The following is a 13,233-nucleotide window of genomic DNA, read 5'->3' on the forward strand; positions in this document are numbered from 1 at the left end:
CAAGTTCTCCGCGCCCCGGCGGATGTACCGTTGGTGCCCTGGGACGTGAGTCCTCCTCACCCGCGACGCAGCGGGGGAAGCGGGGGTGGCGCCATGACGTTCAAAGAGGAGTTCCTGACGGAGCTCGAGGACTGCCTGCGCGGGTACGGCGCGGTACCGGTGATCGACCCGGACGCGCTCGCCAGGTTCATCGACTACGTCCGCCGACTGCCGGACGACGATTCGCGGCTGCGCTGCCTCGAAGGCGTCGACCAGGGTTCCGGTTCGTTCTGGAACAACCCGGCGGTGTGGTGGGAGCGGGTGCCCCGGTTCGGCCTCGGGTCGTCGGACTGCTCCGAGCTGCTCGACCGGATGCTGGACGAGGCGATCAGCGACGAGATCGACGTGCTGGAGATGGAGATCCGGGAACTGCCGGGCTGACCGGCTGCCGCGTCGACCGCCGGCGAGACGCGAATCACCCGTTGTGCACCTGGGTCGCCAGACGCACAACGGGGAGTCTTCGCCTCGCCGGCGGTCACACGGACAGCAGCCGGTCGAAGAACGCGCGGTACCGCTTGAGCGCCTGCCGCAGTTCCTCGGTCTGCACCTCGTCGCCGCGCCGCCACTGCTCTTCGAGCGCGTGCTTGTGCTCCGCGAACGTGTCCGTGAGCACCTGCATGACCTGGGTGACCAGTTCGTCGACCCGCTGCACGGCCTCGCGCGGGTCGTCCACGAACTCGGCCTGCAACGCGCGCCACTCGACCTGGAAGTTCTCCGCGTCGCCGGTGGCGAACAGCGGCGGGTCGCCCGGTGTCGTGGAGACCGGGTACAGCTCGACCGGCTCCCGGTACTCGACCGCGTCCTCGGTGGTTGTGTGCCCGACGGCGTCCTGGGTGGTGTCCTGGTGGAGGGCCATCACCGTGCTCCTTCCCGGCGTTGCCCGTCGCGCGGGTCGCCCAGCAGGTCCTCGAACAGGGTCCGGTAGTGGACCATCGCGACGCGGAGGTCCTCGGTCGTGGCCTCGCCGCGGTCCTGGCGTTCGGTGATCGCGTGCGCCTCGCGGTAGTGGTCGAGCGCGCGGGCGTGCTCGACCGACAGCATCGACGCCCGCCGCTCGTACCCCTCGGTGGGGTAGCCGCGTTCGGCCATGAGGTCGGTGACCAGGCGGTCCGCCTGGCCCACCGCCGTGGTCGGCGCGTCGACGAACTGCTCCTGCACCCGCGTCCAGTTCCGCGCGTAGCTCTCCCGCGAAGCGGGGCTCAGCGGGCGCAGTTCCAGCTTGGCGTGCTCGCGCTCGCGTTCCACGAGTTCCCGTTCGGCCGCCATCCTGCTGTCACTGCCCCGCACCACCCGCTCGTACTCGGGCCCGAACTTCGCGCGCAACCTCTTGCGCTGCACGGCGACCTTCAGCAACACCACGAGCGCGGCCAGTACGACCAGCGCGGTGACGATCACGCCGATGGTGGTCCCGGTGGACATCTCGGCCTCCCTGGCTCGGCTCCGTGCCTTCGGCTGGGATGCCACCGGACTACCCGTTCGGGTGACGGTCCGAAACCTGAAACCCTTGACACACCGGCGTCCGCCGGTTAGCGGGCCACCGCCTTGCGGTACTGCCGGATCGCCAGCGGCACGAAGACCATCAGGAACACGGCCACCCAGATCAACGTCATCAGCACCGGGTGCTGCAACGACCACACGTCCGCCGGCGGCGCCATCGGGTTGGTGTTGCCGAACAGTTCGCGGGCCGCGGCGGTCACCGCCGAGACGGGGTTCCACTCGGCGAACGTCTTCAGCGGTCCGGGCAGGTTGCTCTCCTGCACGAACGTGTTCGCGATGAACGTCAACGGGAAGATCACGATGAACGAGGCGTTGTTGAACACCTCTGGGCTGCGCACCATCAACCCGACGATCGCCATGCCCCACGACACCGCGTAGGCGAACAGCAGCAGCAGGGCGAACCCGGCCAGCGCCTCCAGCGGCGAGGAGTGGATCCGCCAGCCCACGATCAGGCCCGTCACCGACATCACCACGATGACGATCACGTTGTTCACCAGGTCGCTCGTGGTGCGCCCGATCAGCACCGCGGACCGCGCCATCGGCAGCGACCGGAACCGGTCGATCACGCCCTTCTTGATGTCGTCGGCCAGCCCGCTGCCGGTGATCGACGCGCCGAACACCACGGTCTGCGCGAAGATCCCCGCCATCAGGAACTCGCGGTAGTCCAGGCCGGGGATGGTGATCGAGCCGCCGAACACGTACGCGAACAACAGCACGAACATGATCGGCGCCAACGTGGAGCCCACGATCAGGTCCGGGACCCGCTTGACCTTGATGAGGTTGCGCTTGGCGACCACCGCGCCGTCGCTCAACGCCTCGGTGAACGCGCTCATTCGCCCTTCTCCCCCTGCTTGGTGTCGGCGTTGTCGTCGGTGCCGTCGTTCTCGGCCGCGTGCCCGGTCAGCGAGAGGAACACGTCGTCCAGCGTCGGCCGGCGCAGGCCGATGTCGAGCACCTTGACCGACTCGGCGTCCAGCCTGCGGATGCCGTCCACCAGCACCTCGGCGCCACCCGCCACCGGCACGGTCAGCCGGTGCCCGCGCTCGTCCCGGCTGATCCCGGCGATCGCCAGCGGCGTCAGCGCCGCCTTCGCCGTCTCCGCGTCCCGCGCGGAGCCCAGCGTCAGCTCCAGCCGTTCACCACCGACCTGGTCCTTCAGCTCGTTCGAGGTGCCCAGCGCGATGACCTTGCCGTGGTCGATGACCGCGATCTTGTCCGCGAGCCGGTCGGCCTCCTCCAGGTACTGCGTGGTGAGCAGCAGGGTCGTGCCGCCGGCCACGAGTTCGGAGATCACGTCCCACATGCCGAGCCGGCTGCGCGGGTCCAGGCCCGTGGTCGGCTCGTCGAGGAACAGCACCCTCGGCTTGGCCACCAGCGCGCCCGCCAGGTCCAGCCTGCGGCGCATGCCGCCCGAGTAACCCTTGACCTCCCGGTCACCCGCCTCCACCAGGTCGAACCGCTCCAGCAGCTCGCGCGCCCGCTCCCGGCTGCGCTTCTTGCCCAGGTGGTAGAGCCTGCCGACCATGTCCAGGTTCTCGAACCCGGTCAGGTTCTCGTCCACGGCCGCGTACTGGCCGGATAACCCGATCCGGCGGCGCAGCTCCTTGGCGTCGGCGACGACGTCCAGCCCGGTGACGGTGGCGGTGCCCTCGTCGTGCTCCAACAGCGTGGTGAGCACGCGAACCGTCGTGGTCTTGCCCGCGCCGTTCGGTCCGAGCAGGCCCATGACGGTCCCTTCGGGCACCACGAGGTCGAGGCCGTCGAGGGCGACCACCGACTTGTAGCGCTTGACCAGTCCCTCGGCCACGATTGCGTCTGCCATGCGCGCCATGATGTACCGGAGGCCCGACAAATTCCGGCGGATTTCCACACCGGCGCTGGAACTTTCCAGGTGGCGCGGCCTTCACGCCAGCAGCTGCGTCCGCAGTTCCTCGTCCCTCAGCACGGCCAAGGCCCAGGGCGTCTCCTCGAACACCAGGTCCGCGCCCGGTGACCGCGCCAGGCGCAGCATCGCCTGGCAGACGTCCGCGAACGGTTGCCCCCGCACGGTCAGCACGGCCTCGCGCATCTCGTCCGCCGCGTCCCGCGCCCGCCCGGCCGTCCACCGCGACAGGCACATCAGCACGACCCGCCTCGCGTGCACCCGCCCCTGGGTCAGCACCGGCCGGTTGAGGCCGCACACGTCGATCGTCGCCTCGCCCTTCTCCGTGCGCGCCACGTACACGCCCAGCGACAGCGTGAGCAGCAGGTGGTCGAACGGGTCCTCGGTGGTGGGGTCCACCAGCAGCGGCGTGCCGTCCTCGGCCACCGGGAACCGGTCCCGCTTGAGGTTGCTGTTGCACGTCGAGCAGGCCAGCAGGTGGTTGAGCCAGTCGAACGTGCGCAGCGGGTTGAGCGACAGCGGCTCGAAGTGGTCGATGTCGGTGCCCTGGCTGTCACCGCAGTACATGCACCGCTGGTAGCCCGGTGCCATGTCCTCCAACAACCGCCGCAACGGCGCGTGCACGTTCCGCCGCACCACGGCGCGTTTCCACAGCGCACGCGCGGTCCGGGTGCGGTGCGTGGCGTTGCCGATCTCCTCGGTCAGCTCGGGCAGCCGGGCGGCCAGTTCGGCGGGCAGCGCGGGCCGGACGAGCCGGATCACGTCCCGTCGCGTTCCAGCCGTGCGGTGACCTCGCGCGTGCGGGCCACCGGTGAGCTGGTCAGCAGCGCCCGCAGCTCCTCGTAGCGGCGCACAGCGCGGGCGTCGGCCGTGCCGCCGATCACCGCGACCTCCAGGTCCACCAGTTCGGCCCGCAGTTCCTGCGCGCGTTCGGAGTAGGGCGTGTCCAGGCCGAAGAGCTCCGAGAGCACCGCGTCGTCACCGCTGCCGTACACGATCCGCTCGTAGAGCTCCCGGTCGACCACCCGCGGCGGTTCCTGCTGGTCCGGTCCCGGCAGCCGGATCAGGCCGCCGGGGTCGGCGGCCTGGCACAGGTACGGGCTGTGCGTGGTGACGATGAACTGGATGTTCGGGAAGTGCTCCTTGAGCCAGCCGCCGATCCGCTTCTGCCACGACACGTGCAGGTGCGCGTCCACCTCGTCGATGATCACCACGCCGGGCGCGGTCAGGGCCAGGCCGTGCGCGGTGGGCGTGGTCTTCAGGTCGCCGTACGACTCGTGGATCTGCTTGATCAGGTCGACCACGAGCGCGGCGACGGTGCGGTAGCCGTCGCTCATCTCCCGCAGCGGGAACCGGTGCCCGCCGCTGACCACCCACAGGCCGTCGGAGTCGACGCCCTCGATCCGGTAGTCGTCGGGCAGCAGGCCGTCCGACAGCACGCCGAGCGCGACCGTCTTCAGCTCCTCCGCGCCCGGCCTGCGCTCCAGCGACCTCAGGTGCTGCTCGATGAGCCAGCCGACGCCCTCGGCCAGCGACGCGTCCTCGTGGAAGAGGCTCGCCAGCCGGGACACCGGGCCGTGGCTGAGCATCAGCCGCTGCGCGTCGCCCGCGCCGCCGACGAGCCGCCGGAACGGGCCGTAGGCCGCGCAGAACCACCCGGTCGGGTTGTCCTGCCACGGTCCGCGCGGGGCGGCGGTCTTGCTGCCCTCCAGCTTCTCCTTCAGCGACGGCTGCAGGCCCCGGTGCGCGGGGCGGCTCTCCTCGTCCGGCATCGTCCAGCCCAGGCCGGCCCACAGCCTGCCCTCCGGCGGGCGGCCCTTGCCGAACTTCTCCACCCGCCGGTCGTGGGTGAACTGGACCTGGACCACGCCCTCCCGCTGGCCCGCGGTGACCCAGTTCTCGAAGTCGGGTACCAGGTTGCGGGCCACCGCCGGGCCGCTGACGGCCAGCGCGATCGCCCTGAGCAGCGAGGTCTTGCCCGACCCGTTGCGGCCCGCGATCACCGTCCAGCCGGGTGCGGTGAGCTTGAGATCCACTTCGCGGGCGCCGTGGAACCCCTTGACGTTCCGCAGCCGGACCTGCGAGATGTACATGTGGCCAGACTTTAGTCGGCGCTGATCACTCGTCCAGCTCGTCGCACGTCCCGCGGGCGCCCGCCCCCGCCCGCGGGGCTGCCGACGGGGGGCGACGAGTGAGGAGGGCGAATATGCACCTTTGGCGCTCGATCGAGTGAATGAGAGCGGGCTGCGGAACCTCACTAGGGTGTTCGCAGTTCTTTTCCAGCGAGGAGCGATCCGCATGGCAGCCGTCCAAACCCGACGCAAGCGCAAGCTGGGGCAGTTCCTCAACGCTTTGCGCAAGCGAGCGGGCAAGACCGAGATCGACTACCACGCGCTGACGCGGAAGACGCAGTCGACGCTGTCGCGGATGGAGAACGGGTACATCAGTCCGAGTTGGACCGAACTGGGCGCGCTGCTCGGGCTCTACGGCGCGACCGATGCCGAACGGCGGGAGGCGGAAGCGTTGTGGGAGGACGCGAAGCAGGACGGCACCCGCCTGGTGTACGCGGCCGCGTTCACCCCGGAGGCGCGGACCTACGCGCGGCAGGAGGCGGATGCCACGGAGGTGCGCACCATCGAGATGATCGTCATCCCGGGACTGCTCCAGACACCCGCCTACGCGGCGGCGATCCGGCTCGCGGGTCAGCGTTTCATGGACTCGTCGGTCTCGGTGGAGCAGGTGGCCGCGGCACTGGCGAGCCGGCAGCGCAGGCTGCCCGGGTTACGGCTGCACGCGGTGATCGACGAGGCCGCGCTGCACCGAATCGTCGGCGGTCCCGCCGTCATGCGCGAGCAGTTGTCGCATTTGCTTGAGAAGGGCAAGCAGGACAACATCACCATCCAAGTGGTTCCGTTCGGCGCTGGTGCCCACGGAACCATGTCCGGTGGTGGCGCGACCGCACTCCGCTTCGAGGACAGTGATCCTTCGGCCGTGTACCTGGAGTACGCGGGCGGTGGCAAGTGGGTGGACAATCGCGCCGACGTGCAGAAGTACCTGTTGCACTTCGAGGAAATGGTGAGCGAGGTCGCCCTGTCGCCCAAGGAGTCGGCTTCGCTGATCAGAAAACTGGCAACCGCACTGAAGGACACATGAACAACGACAAAGCGTGGCGCAAGAGCACCTACTCCGGCGCGGGGAACAACTGCGTCGAGCTGGCCGTGGGACGGAGCACGACCAGCGTCAGGGACAGCAAACGGCCAGGACCCAGATTGACCTTTGGGGAGCGCCCGTTCCGGGCGTTCCTCACGGCACTTCGGCAAACCTGACCGTCACCGCCAACCCGCCGTCCGCCCCCGGTGTCGCGCTCACGGACGCACCGTGGGCGGCGGCGATGGCACGAACGATCGACAGTCCCGGGCCCAGGCCCCGTTCACCCGTCGTGGTGGTGTCCCGGTCCAGCCTGCGGAACGGCCGGAACAGCCCTTCCACCTCGTACCGCTCGACCTTCGGACCGGTGTTCGCCACGGCCAGGACACCCGGTCGGTTGATCAACACCTCGATGAGCGCCCGTTTCACCGCCAACGGGGTCAGGAGCCGATCAGCCGGGCCGCCGCCAGCGCCACCGGGTCCAGGGATTCCGGTGACGTGGCGACGTGGTGTCGCAGGTCGGTGCGCATCCGGGGGTCCCAGAAGCGCTCGATGTGGTGGGCGATGGCGGTGGCCGCCTGGTCCGGCGGTTGGTGGTGGAACTGGCGGGCGATCTCGTTCGCCAGGCGGACCGCGGGTGGGGTTGCGCCGCTCATGGTCAGTCGACCACCGCGCGGTCGCGCGCCACCGCGATCTCCGCCGACCCCGCACCCTCGGTGCGCAGGGCCACCTGGACCGCGGTCACCTTGTACTCCGGGCAGTTGGTCGCCCAGTCGGAGTTCTCCGTCGTCACCACGTTCGCACCGGTCACCGGGTGGTGGAACGTCGTGTACACGACACCGACCGGCATGCGGTCGGAGATGACCGCGTGCAGTGACGTCGCGCCGACCCGGCTCGCCAGCGTGACCGAATCGCCGTCACCGATCCCGCGCACCTCGGCGTCGTGCGGGTGGATCTCCAGCACGTCCTCCGGGTGCCAGGCGATGTTCGCCGTGCGCCTGGTCTGCGCGCCCACGTTGTACTGGCTCAGGATCCGCCCGGTCGTCAGGATCAACGGGAACTTGCGCGTCGTGCGCTCACTGGTCGGCACGAACGACGTGGTCACGAACTTGCCCTTGCCGCGGGTGAACGATTCGACGTGCATGGTCGGCGTGCCGGTCGGGGCCTCGTCGTCGCACGGCCACTGGATGCTGCCCAGCCGGTCGAGCTTGGCGAACGACACCCCGGCGAACGTCGGCGTCAGCGCCGCGATCTCGTCCATGATCTCGCGCGGGTGCGTGTACGGCATCTCGTAGCCCAGCGCCGCTGCCAGCTCGCACACGATCTGCCACTCGTGCTTGCCGGTCTTCGGCGCCATCACCGGGCGGACGCGGTTGATGCGGCGCTCGGCGTTGGTGAACGTGCCGTCCTTCTCCAGGAACGACGTGCCGGGCAGGAACACGTGCGCGAACTTCGACGTCTCGTTCAGGAACAGGTCCTGCACGACGACCAGGTCCATCGCGGTCAACGCCGCCGTCACGTGCGCGGTGTTCGGGTCGGACTGGGCGATGTCCTCGCCCTGCACGAACAGCCCGCGGAACGTGCCCGCGATCGCCGAGTCGAACATGTTCGGGATGCGCAGCCCGGGCGTCGGCAGGATGCTGCGGCCCCACACCCCCTCGAACACCGTGCGCACCGCGTCGTCGGACACGTGCCGGTAGCCGGGCAGTTCGTGCGGGAACGAGCCCATGTCGCACGACCCCTGCACGTTGTTCTGCCCGCGCAACGGGTTCACGCCCACGCCGTCACGGCCGACGTTGCCGGTCGCCATGGCCAGGTTCGCCATGCCCATCACCATGGTCGACCCCTGGCTGTGCTCGGTGACGCCCAGCCCGTAGTAGATCGCCGCGTTCCCGCCCGTCGCGTACAGCCGGGCCGCCGCACGGATCTCCACCGCGGGCACCCCGGTGATCGACTCGACCACCTCGGGGCTGTTCTCCGGCCGCGCGATGAACTCCGCCCACTCCTCGTACCCCTCGCAGCGCGCCGCCACGAAGTCCGCGTCCACCAGTCCTTCGGTGACGACGACGTGCGCGAACGCGTTCACCACGGCCACGTTCGTGCCGGGCCGCAGCTGCAGGTGGTGGGTGGCCTCGACGTGCGGCGAGCGCACCAGGTCGATCCGCCGCGGGTCGATCACGACGAGCTTCGCGCCCTCCCTCAGCCGCCGCTTCATCCGGGACGCGAACACCGGGTGCCCGTCGGTCGGGTTGGCGCCGATCACCACGATCACGTCCGCCGCCGCCACCGACCGGAAGTCCTGGGTGCCCGCGGACTCGCCGAACGTCTGCTTCAACCCGTACCCGGTGGGGGAGTGGCACACCCGCGCGCACGTGTCGACGTTGTTGTTCCCGAACGCCGCCCGCACGAGCTTCTGCACCACGTACACCTCTTCGTTGGTGCACCGCGACGACGTGATGCCGCCGATCGCGCCGACCCCGTGCGAGGCCTGGATCTCCCGCATCCGCGACGCCGTGTAGGAGATCGCCTCCTCCCACGACACCTCGCGCCACGGATCGGTGATCTTCTCCCGCACCATCGGCGAGAGAACCCGGTCCGGGTGCGTGGCGTAGCCGAACGCGAACCGCCCCTTCACGCACGAGTGACCCTCGTTCGCGCCACCGTCCTTGTACGGCACCATCCGCACCAGCTCGTCACCGCGCAGCTCGGCCTTGAACGAGCACCCGACACCGCAGTAAGCGCACGTGGTCAGCACCGTCCGGCTGGGCATCCCCAGCTGCACCACGGACTTCTCCTGCAACGTCGCCGTCGGGCACGCCTGCACGCACGCGCCGCACGACACGCAGTCGGACTCCATGAACGGCACACCGGCCGCGGACACCTGCGAGGAGAACCCGCGCCCCTCGATGGTCAACGCGAACGTGCCCTGCACCTCGCCGCACGCCCGCACGCACCGCGAGCACGAGATGCACTTGGACGGCTCGAAGTCGAAGTACGGGTTGCTGGTGTCCTTCTCCAGCGACAGGTGGTTCTCGCCCTCGTACCCGTACCGCACCTGCCGCAGCCCGACCGCGCCGGACATGTCCTGCAGCTCGCAGTCGCCGTTGGCCGAGCAGGTCAGGCAGTCCAGCGGGTGGTCGGAGATGTAGAGCTCCATCACGCCCTGCCGCAGCTTCGCCAGCTTCGGCGTCTGGGTGCGCACCTTCATCCCGTCGGCGACCGGCGTGGTGCACGACGCGGGCGTGCCGCGCCTGCCGTCGATCTCCACCAGGCACAGCCGGCACGACCCGAACGGCTCCAGGCTGTCGGTCGCGCACAGCTTGGGGATGTCGATGCCGCTGGTCGCGGCGGCGCGCATGACCGACGTGCCCTCGGGCACCGTCACCGGGATGCCGTCGACCTCCACCGTCACCGAGGTCGAGGACGTCGAGGCCGGTGTGCCGAAGTCCGGTTCCTTCAAGATCGTCACGGGGTGACCCTCCTTGGGGTGAAGTCGTCGGCGAAGTGCTGGAGCGCGCTCCGCACCGGGTTGGGCGTGAGGCCGCCCATCGCGCACAACGACCCGTCGGTCATCAGCTCGCAGAGATCGCCCAGCAGGGCGAGGTTGTCGTCGACGTCCTCGCCGCCGACGATCCGGTCGATCACCTCGACCCCGCGCACCGCGCCGACCCGGCACGGCGTGCACTTGCCACAGGACTCCTCCGCGCAGAACGCGAACGCGAACCGCGCCATCGACGCCATGTTCACCGTGTCGTCGAACACCACGATCCCGCCGTGGCCGAGCATCGCGCCCGCCTCGGCGAACGCCTCGTAGTCCATCGCCAGGTCCAGCCCGGACGCCGGCAGGTACGCCCCGAGCGGCCCGCCGACCTGCACCGCGCGCACCGGCCGGCCGGACAGCGTGCCGCCGCCGTGCACCTCGACCAGGTCCCGCAGCGAGATGCCGAACGCCGTCTCGAACACGCCGCCGCGCGCGATGTTCCCGGCGAGCTGGAACACCTGCGTGCCACGCGACCGCTGCACGCCCAGCGCCTGGTAGGTCGCGCCGCCGTCGGCCAGGATCGCGGGCACGGACGCCAGCGTGAGCACGTTGTTCACCACGGTCGGCTTGCCGAACAGGCCGGTGATCGCGGGGATCGGCGGTTTCGCCCGCACCACGCCCCGCTTGCCCTCCAGGCTCTCCAGCATGGAGGTCTCCTCGCCGCAGATGTACGCGCCCGCGCCGACCCGCACCATCAGGTCGAACTTCAGCCCGGACCCGAGCACGTCGTCCCCGAGCCAGCCCTGCGCGTACGCGATGTCGATCGCCCGGCGGAACGTCCGCACCGCTTCCGGGTACTCCGACCGCAGGTAGATGTAGCCCTCGGTGGCGCCGACCGCGAAAGCGGCGATGGCCATTCCCTCGATCAGGCAGAACGGGTCGCCCTCGATGAGCATCCGGTCGGCGAACGTGCCGCTGTCGCCCTCGTCGGCGTTGCAGCACACGAACTTCAGCTCTCCGGGCGTGTCCGCGACGGTCTTCCACTTGATGCCCGCCGGGAACCCCGCGCCGCCGCGCCCGCGCAACCCGGAATCGGTCACCTCGGCGACCGTGGCCGCGGGCCCGATCTCCAGCGCCCGCCGCAGGCCCGTCAGGCCGCCGTGCGCGAGGTAGTCGTCAGGCGACAGCGGGTCGGTGACGCCGACGCGCGCGAAGCACAGCCGGTGCTGCGCGCGGAACCACGGCAGCTGTTCGACCACGCCGACGCGCAGCTCGTGGTCGGCACCGTCCAGCATCCCGGCTGCCACCAGGCCCGGCACGGCGTCGGCGGTCACCGGCCCGTACCCGATCCGGCCCGCGTCGGTGACCACCTCGACCAGCGTTTCCAGCCACAGCATGCCGCGCGAGCCGTTGCGCACGACCCGGACGGCCCGGCCGGCGAGCGCGGCTTCCCGGGTGATCGCGGCGGCGACCGCGTCCGCGCCCACGGAGAGGGCGGCGGCGTCGCGCGGGACGTACACGGTGGTCGTCATCGCAGCTCCCTGTTGATCACGCCGTCCAGGCGGGCCGGGTCCAGCCGTCCGTGCAGCCGCCCGATGACCTGGGCGGCGGGTCCGAGGGCGCAGTTGCCCAGGCAGAACACCTGGTCGAGGGTGACCGCGCCGTCCGCGCCGGTCTGGCCGACCTTCACGCCGTACGCGGCCTCGGCGTGCTCGACCAGGCGCTCGGACCCGACCGCCTGGCACGCCTCGGCACGGCACAGGCGCACGGTGACGCGGCCCGCGGGCTCGCTGCGGAAGTCGCTGTAGAAGGTGACGACGCCGTGCACGTCCGCTCGCGACAGGTTCAGCTCCTTGGCGACCAGCGGGATGACGGACTGGTCGACGTAGCCGAACTCGGCCTGGATGCCGTGCAGGATCGGGAGCAGCGCGCCCCGGTCGCCGCGGTGCGCCTCGATCACGGCGAGCACCCGTTCCACCACGGTCATGTGGCCTCCACTGTCGCTCGCAGACTGTATACCGTATTCAAAACTGTACGCCTCCGCTCCCGCCCGCGACAGGCAGCACTTCCACCTCGCCACCGCCGAACCCCGGCGGCACCACCGCCAGCGCGTCCGCCAGCGCCGCACCCCACAACGTCCCGGGCTGGTCGTGCCCCACCGCGACCCCGACCGATCCGGACACCACCACCGGCACCAATCGCGTGTCGTGCCCGTGCGACCGCACTGCCGCCAACCCGACCGTCCACGGCCGACCCGGCTCGCGCCCGGACAACGTCTCCAGCAGCGGCGCCAGCAACGTCACCCCGGCGGCCAGCGCGGCGAACGGGTTGCCGGGCAACCCGACCACGCACCGCCCGTCCGGCAGCACGGCCAACACCTGCGGGTGACCCGGTCGGCACGCGACACCGTCCACCCGCACGTCCGCGTGCAGCACCCGCAACGCCTCGCGCAAGTGGTCGGCCGGGCCGACGGACGTCGCGCCACCGACCACGACCACGTCCGCGTCGACCTCCCACAACGCCTCGACCAGCGCGCCGGGGTGGTCGACGAGGTAGGTGACGCCCGCGAGCTCACCGCCCGCCGCACCCACCAGCCCCGGCAGCACGGGCCCGATCGCGTCGCGCACCCGACCCGGTCCCGGCACGCCCGCGGTCACCACCTGGTCACCGGTCAGCACCGCCGCCACGCGGGGACGTCGGTGCACGGCGAGGGCGTCGTGGCCGACGCTCGCCGCCAGCCCGAGCACGGCCGGCGTCACCACCGCGCCCGCCGGGAGCAGCGGCACGCCCGCCGGGCAGCTCTCGCCGACCCGGCGGATGTGCCGACCCAACTCCACATCGCCACTCACCAGTGCGCCGACGGCTTCCGCGTGTTCCACCGGCAGCACGGCGTCCGCACCGCTCGGCACGGGCGCGCCGGTCGCGATCTCGACCGCCTGGCCGGCGTGCAGCGACCCCGCCACGCCGCCCGCGCGCACCCGCCCGACCACGGTCCACGGTCCGCGCCCGGCCACGGCGTAGCCGTCCATCGCCGAGTTGTCGAACGACGGCACGGCGGCCAGCGCGGGCAAAGGTGCCGCCAGGACCGCGCCCGACGCCCGCGCCAACGGCAGTTCCACCACGTCCAGCGGCTTGCCCGCGTGCCGGGCCGCCTGCCTCGCCTCGGTCCAGGGGATGCGCATGGGGT

Annotated in this window: 15 protein-coding genes; 3 read left to right on the forward strand and 12 right to left on the reverse strand. The window is 70.8% G+C overall.

Features of this window, described 5'->3' with window-relative positions; translation table 11 throughout:
• Nucleotides 1-93 precede the first annotated feature (93 nt).
• Nucleotides 94-420, forward strand: coding sequence for a hypothetical protein (locus A6A25_RS27940; RefSeq protein ID WP_073895190.1), 327 nt, complete (start codon nucleotides 94-96; stop codon nucleotides 418-420).
• 94 nt (nucleotides 421-514) lie between these two features.
• Here the strand turns inward: A6A25_RS27940 and A6A25_RS27945 are convergent, their stop codons facing one another.
• The 6 genes from A6A25_RS27945 to A6A25_RS27970 all read right to left on the reverse strand — a co-directional run bounded on the left by A6A25_RS27945 (nucleotide 515) and on the right by A6A25_RS27970 (nucleotide 5,511).
• Complete coding sequence (locus tag A6A25_RS27945) at nucleotides 515-895, reverse strand: hypothetical protein (protein ID WP_143193461.1); 381 nt, start codon at nucleotides 893-895, stop codon at nucleotides 515-517.
• On the reverse strand, nucleotides 895-1,458 hold the full coding sequence (locus A6A25_RS27950) for a hypothetical protein (protein WP_073895192.1): 564 nt from the start codon (nucleotides 1,456-1,458) through the stop codon (nucleotides 895-897). Before A6A25_RS27950 ends, A6A25_RS27945 begins: the two co-directional genes overlap by 1 nt.
• Before the next feature lie 107 nt (nucleotides 1,459-1,565).
• Nucleotides 1,566-2,369 carry an ABC transporter permease gene (locus tag A6A25_RS27955; protein ID WP_073895194.1) on the reverse strand — a complete coding sequence of 268 codons (804 nt, stop codon included), beginning with the start codon at nucleotides 2,367-2,369 and terminating at the stop codon, nucleotides 1,566-1,568.
• On the reverse strand, nucleotides 2,366-3,358 hold the full coding sequence (locus tag A6A25_RS27960) for an ATP-binding cassette domain-containing protein (RefSeq protein WP_073895333.1): 993 nt from the start codon (nucleotides 3,356-3,358) through the stop codon (nucleotides 2,366-2,368). Before A6A25_RS27960 ends, A6A25_RS27955 begins: the two co-directional genes overlap by 4 nt.
• An 81-nt stretch (nucleotides 3,359-3,439) precedes the next feature.
• Nucleotides 3,440-4,180: an HNH endonuclease gene (locus tag A6A25_RS27965; protein ID WP_073895196.1), complete on the reverse strand. Its 741-nt coding sequence runs from the start codon at nucleotides 4,178-4,180 to the stop codon at nucleotides 3,440-3,442.
• Nucleotides 4,177-5,511: an AAA family ATPase gene (locus tag A6A25_RS27970; RefSeq protein ID WP_073895198.1), complete on the reverse strand. Its 1,335-nt coding sequence runs from the start codon at nucleotides 5,509-5,511 to the stop codon at nucleotides 4,177-4,179. The genes A6A25_RS27965 and A6A25_RS27970 overlap by 4 nt, the downstream gene beginning before the upstream one ends.
• A gap of 121 nt (nucleotides 5,512-5,632) precedes the next feature.
• On the opposite strand from A6A25_RS27970, the gene A6A25_RS27975 reads away from it, so the two are divergent.
• Both A6A25_RS27975 and A6A25_RS27980 read left to right on the forward strand, forming a co-directional pair.
• Nucleotides 5,633-6,571 carry a helix-turn-helix domain-containing protein gene (locus A6A25_RS27975; RefSeq protein WP_241828955.1) on the forward strand — a complete coding sequence of 313 codons (939 nt, stop codon included), beginning with the start codon at nucleotides 5,633-5,635 and terminating at the stop codon, nucleotides 6,569-6,571.
• Complete coding sequence (locus A6A25_RS27980; protein WP_073895202.1) at nucleotides 6,568-6,744, forward strand: DUF397 domain-containing protein; 177 nt, start codon at nucleotides 6,568-6,570, stop codon at nucleotides 6,742-6,744. Before A6A25_RS27975 ends, A6A25_RS27980 begins: the two co-directional genes overlap by 4 nt.
• On the opposite strand, the gene A6A25_RS42480 is transcribed toward A6A25_RS27980, so the two are convergent.
• From A6A25_RS42480 to A6A25_RS28010, 6 genes are read right to left on the reverse strand one after another with little or no spacing between them, the layout of a single operon-like run.
• Nucleotides 6,722-6,994: an ATP-binding protein gene (locus tag A6A25_RS42480; protein WP_073895204.1), complete on the reverse strand. Its 273-nt coding sequence runs from the start codon at nucleotides 6,992-6,994 to the stop codon at nucleotides 6,722-6,724. The two genes, A6A25_RS27980 and A6A25_RS42480, sit on opposite strands and share 23 nt — an antisense overlap.
• 11 nt (nucleotides 6,995-7,005) lie before the next feature.
• On the reverse strand, nucleotides 7,006-7,221 hold the full coding sequence (locus A6A25_RS43385) for a formate dehydrogenase subunit delta (RefSeq protein ID WP_073895207.1): 216 nt from the start codon (nucleotides 7,219-7,221) through the stop codon (nucleotides 7,006-7,008).
• Nucleotides 7,222-7,223: 2 nt separating this feature from the next.
• Complete coding sequence (fdhF, locus tag A6A25_RS27995) at nucleotides 7,224-10,034, reverse strand: formate dehydrogenase subunit alpha (RefSeq protein ID WP_073895209.1); 2,811 nt, start codon at nucleotides 10,032-10,034, stop codon at nucleotides 7,224-7,226.
• Complete coding sequence (locus tag A6A25_RS28000; RefSeq protein ID WP_073895211.1) at nucleotides 10,031-11,578, reverse strand: formate dehydrogenase beta subunit; 1,548 nt, start codon at nucleotides 11,576-11,578, stop codon at nucleotides 10,031-10,033. The genes fdhF and A6A25_RS28000 overlap by 4 nt, the downstream gene beginning before the upstream one ends.
• Complete coding sequence (locus A6A25_RS28005; protein WP_073895213.1) at nucleotides 11,575-12,033, reverse strand: formate dehydrogenase subunit gamma; 459 nt, start codon at nucleotides 12,031-12,033, stop codon at nucleotides 11,575-11,577. Before A6A25_RS28005 ends, A6A25_RS28000 begins: the two co-directional genes overlap by 4 nt.
• 37 nt (nucleotides 12,034-12,070) lie before the next feature.
• On the reverse strand, nucleotides 12,071-13,228 hold the full coding sequence (locus A6A25_RS28010; RefSeq protein ID WP_073895215.1) for a molybdopterin molybdotransferase MoeA: 1,158 nt from the start codon (nucleotides 13,226-13,228) through the stop codon (nucleotides 12,071-12,073).
• Between the last annotated feature and the right edge of the window lie 5 nt (nucleotides 13,229-13,233).

It is taken from the genome of Saccharothrix sp. CB00851, assembly GCF_001905065.1.
Taxonomy (GTDB): domain Bacteria; phylum Actinomycetota; class Actinomycetes; order Mycobacteriales; family Pseudonocardiaceae; genus Actinosynnema.

Coding starts and splice junctions, on each gene's coding strand:
- A6A25_RS27940 (WP_073895190.1), top strand. CDS start 94: ATGACGTTCAAAGAGGAGTTCCTGACGGAGCTCGAGGACTGCCTGCGC.
- A6A25_RS27945 (WP_143193461.1), bottom strand. CDS start 895: ATGGCCCTCCACCAGGACACCACCCAGGACGCCGTCGGGCACACAACC.
- A6A25_RS27950 (WP_073895192.1), bottom strand. CDS start 1,458: ATGTCCACCGGGACCACCATCGGCGTGATCGTCACCGCGCTGGTCGTA.
- A6A25_RS27955 (WP_073895194.1), bottom strand. CDS start 2,369: ATGAGCGCGTTCACCGAGGCGTTGAGCGACGGCGCGGTGGTCGCCAAG.
- A6A25_RS27960 (WP_073895333.1), bottom strand. CDS start 3,358: ATGGCAGACGCAATCGTGGCCGAGGGACTGGTCAAGCGCTACAAGTCG.
- A6A25_RS27970 (WP_073895198.1), bottom strand. CDS start 5,511: ATGTACATCTCGCAGGTCCGGCTGCGGAACGTCAAGGGGTTCCACGGC.
- A6A25_RS27980 (WP_073895202.1), top strand. CDS start 6,568: ATGAACAACGACAAAGCGTGGCGCAAGAGCACCTACTCCGGCGCGGGG.
- A6A25_RS43385 (WP_073895207.1), bottom strand. CDS start 7,221: ATGAGCGGCGCAACCCCACCCGCGGTCCGCCTGGCGAACGAGATCGCC.
- A6A25_RS28000 (WP_073895211.1), bottom strand. CDS start 11,578: ATGACGACCACCGTGTACGTCCCGCGCGACGCCGCCGCCCTCTCCGTG.
- A6A25_RS28005 (WP_073895213.1), bottom strand. CDS start 12,033: ATGACCGTGGTGGAACGGGTGCTCGCCGTGATCGAGGCGCACCGCGGC.
- A6A25_RS28010 (WP_073895215.1), bottom strand. CDS start 13,228: ATGCGCATCCCCTGGACCGAGGCGAGGCAGGCGGCCCGGCACGCGGGC.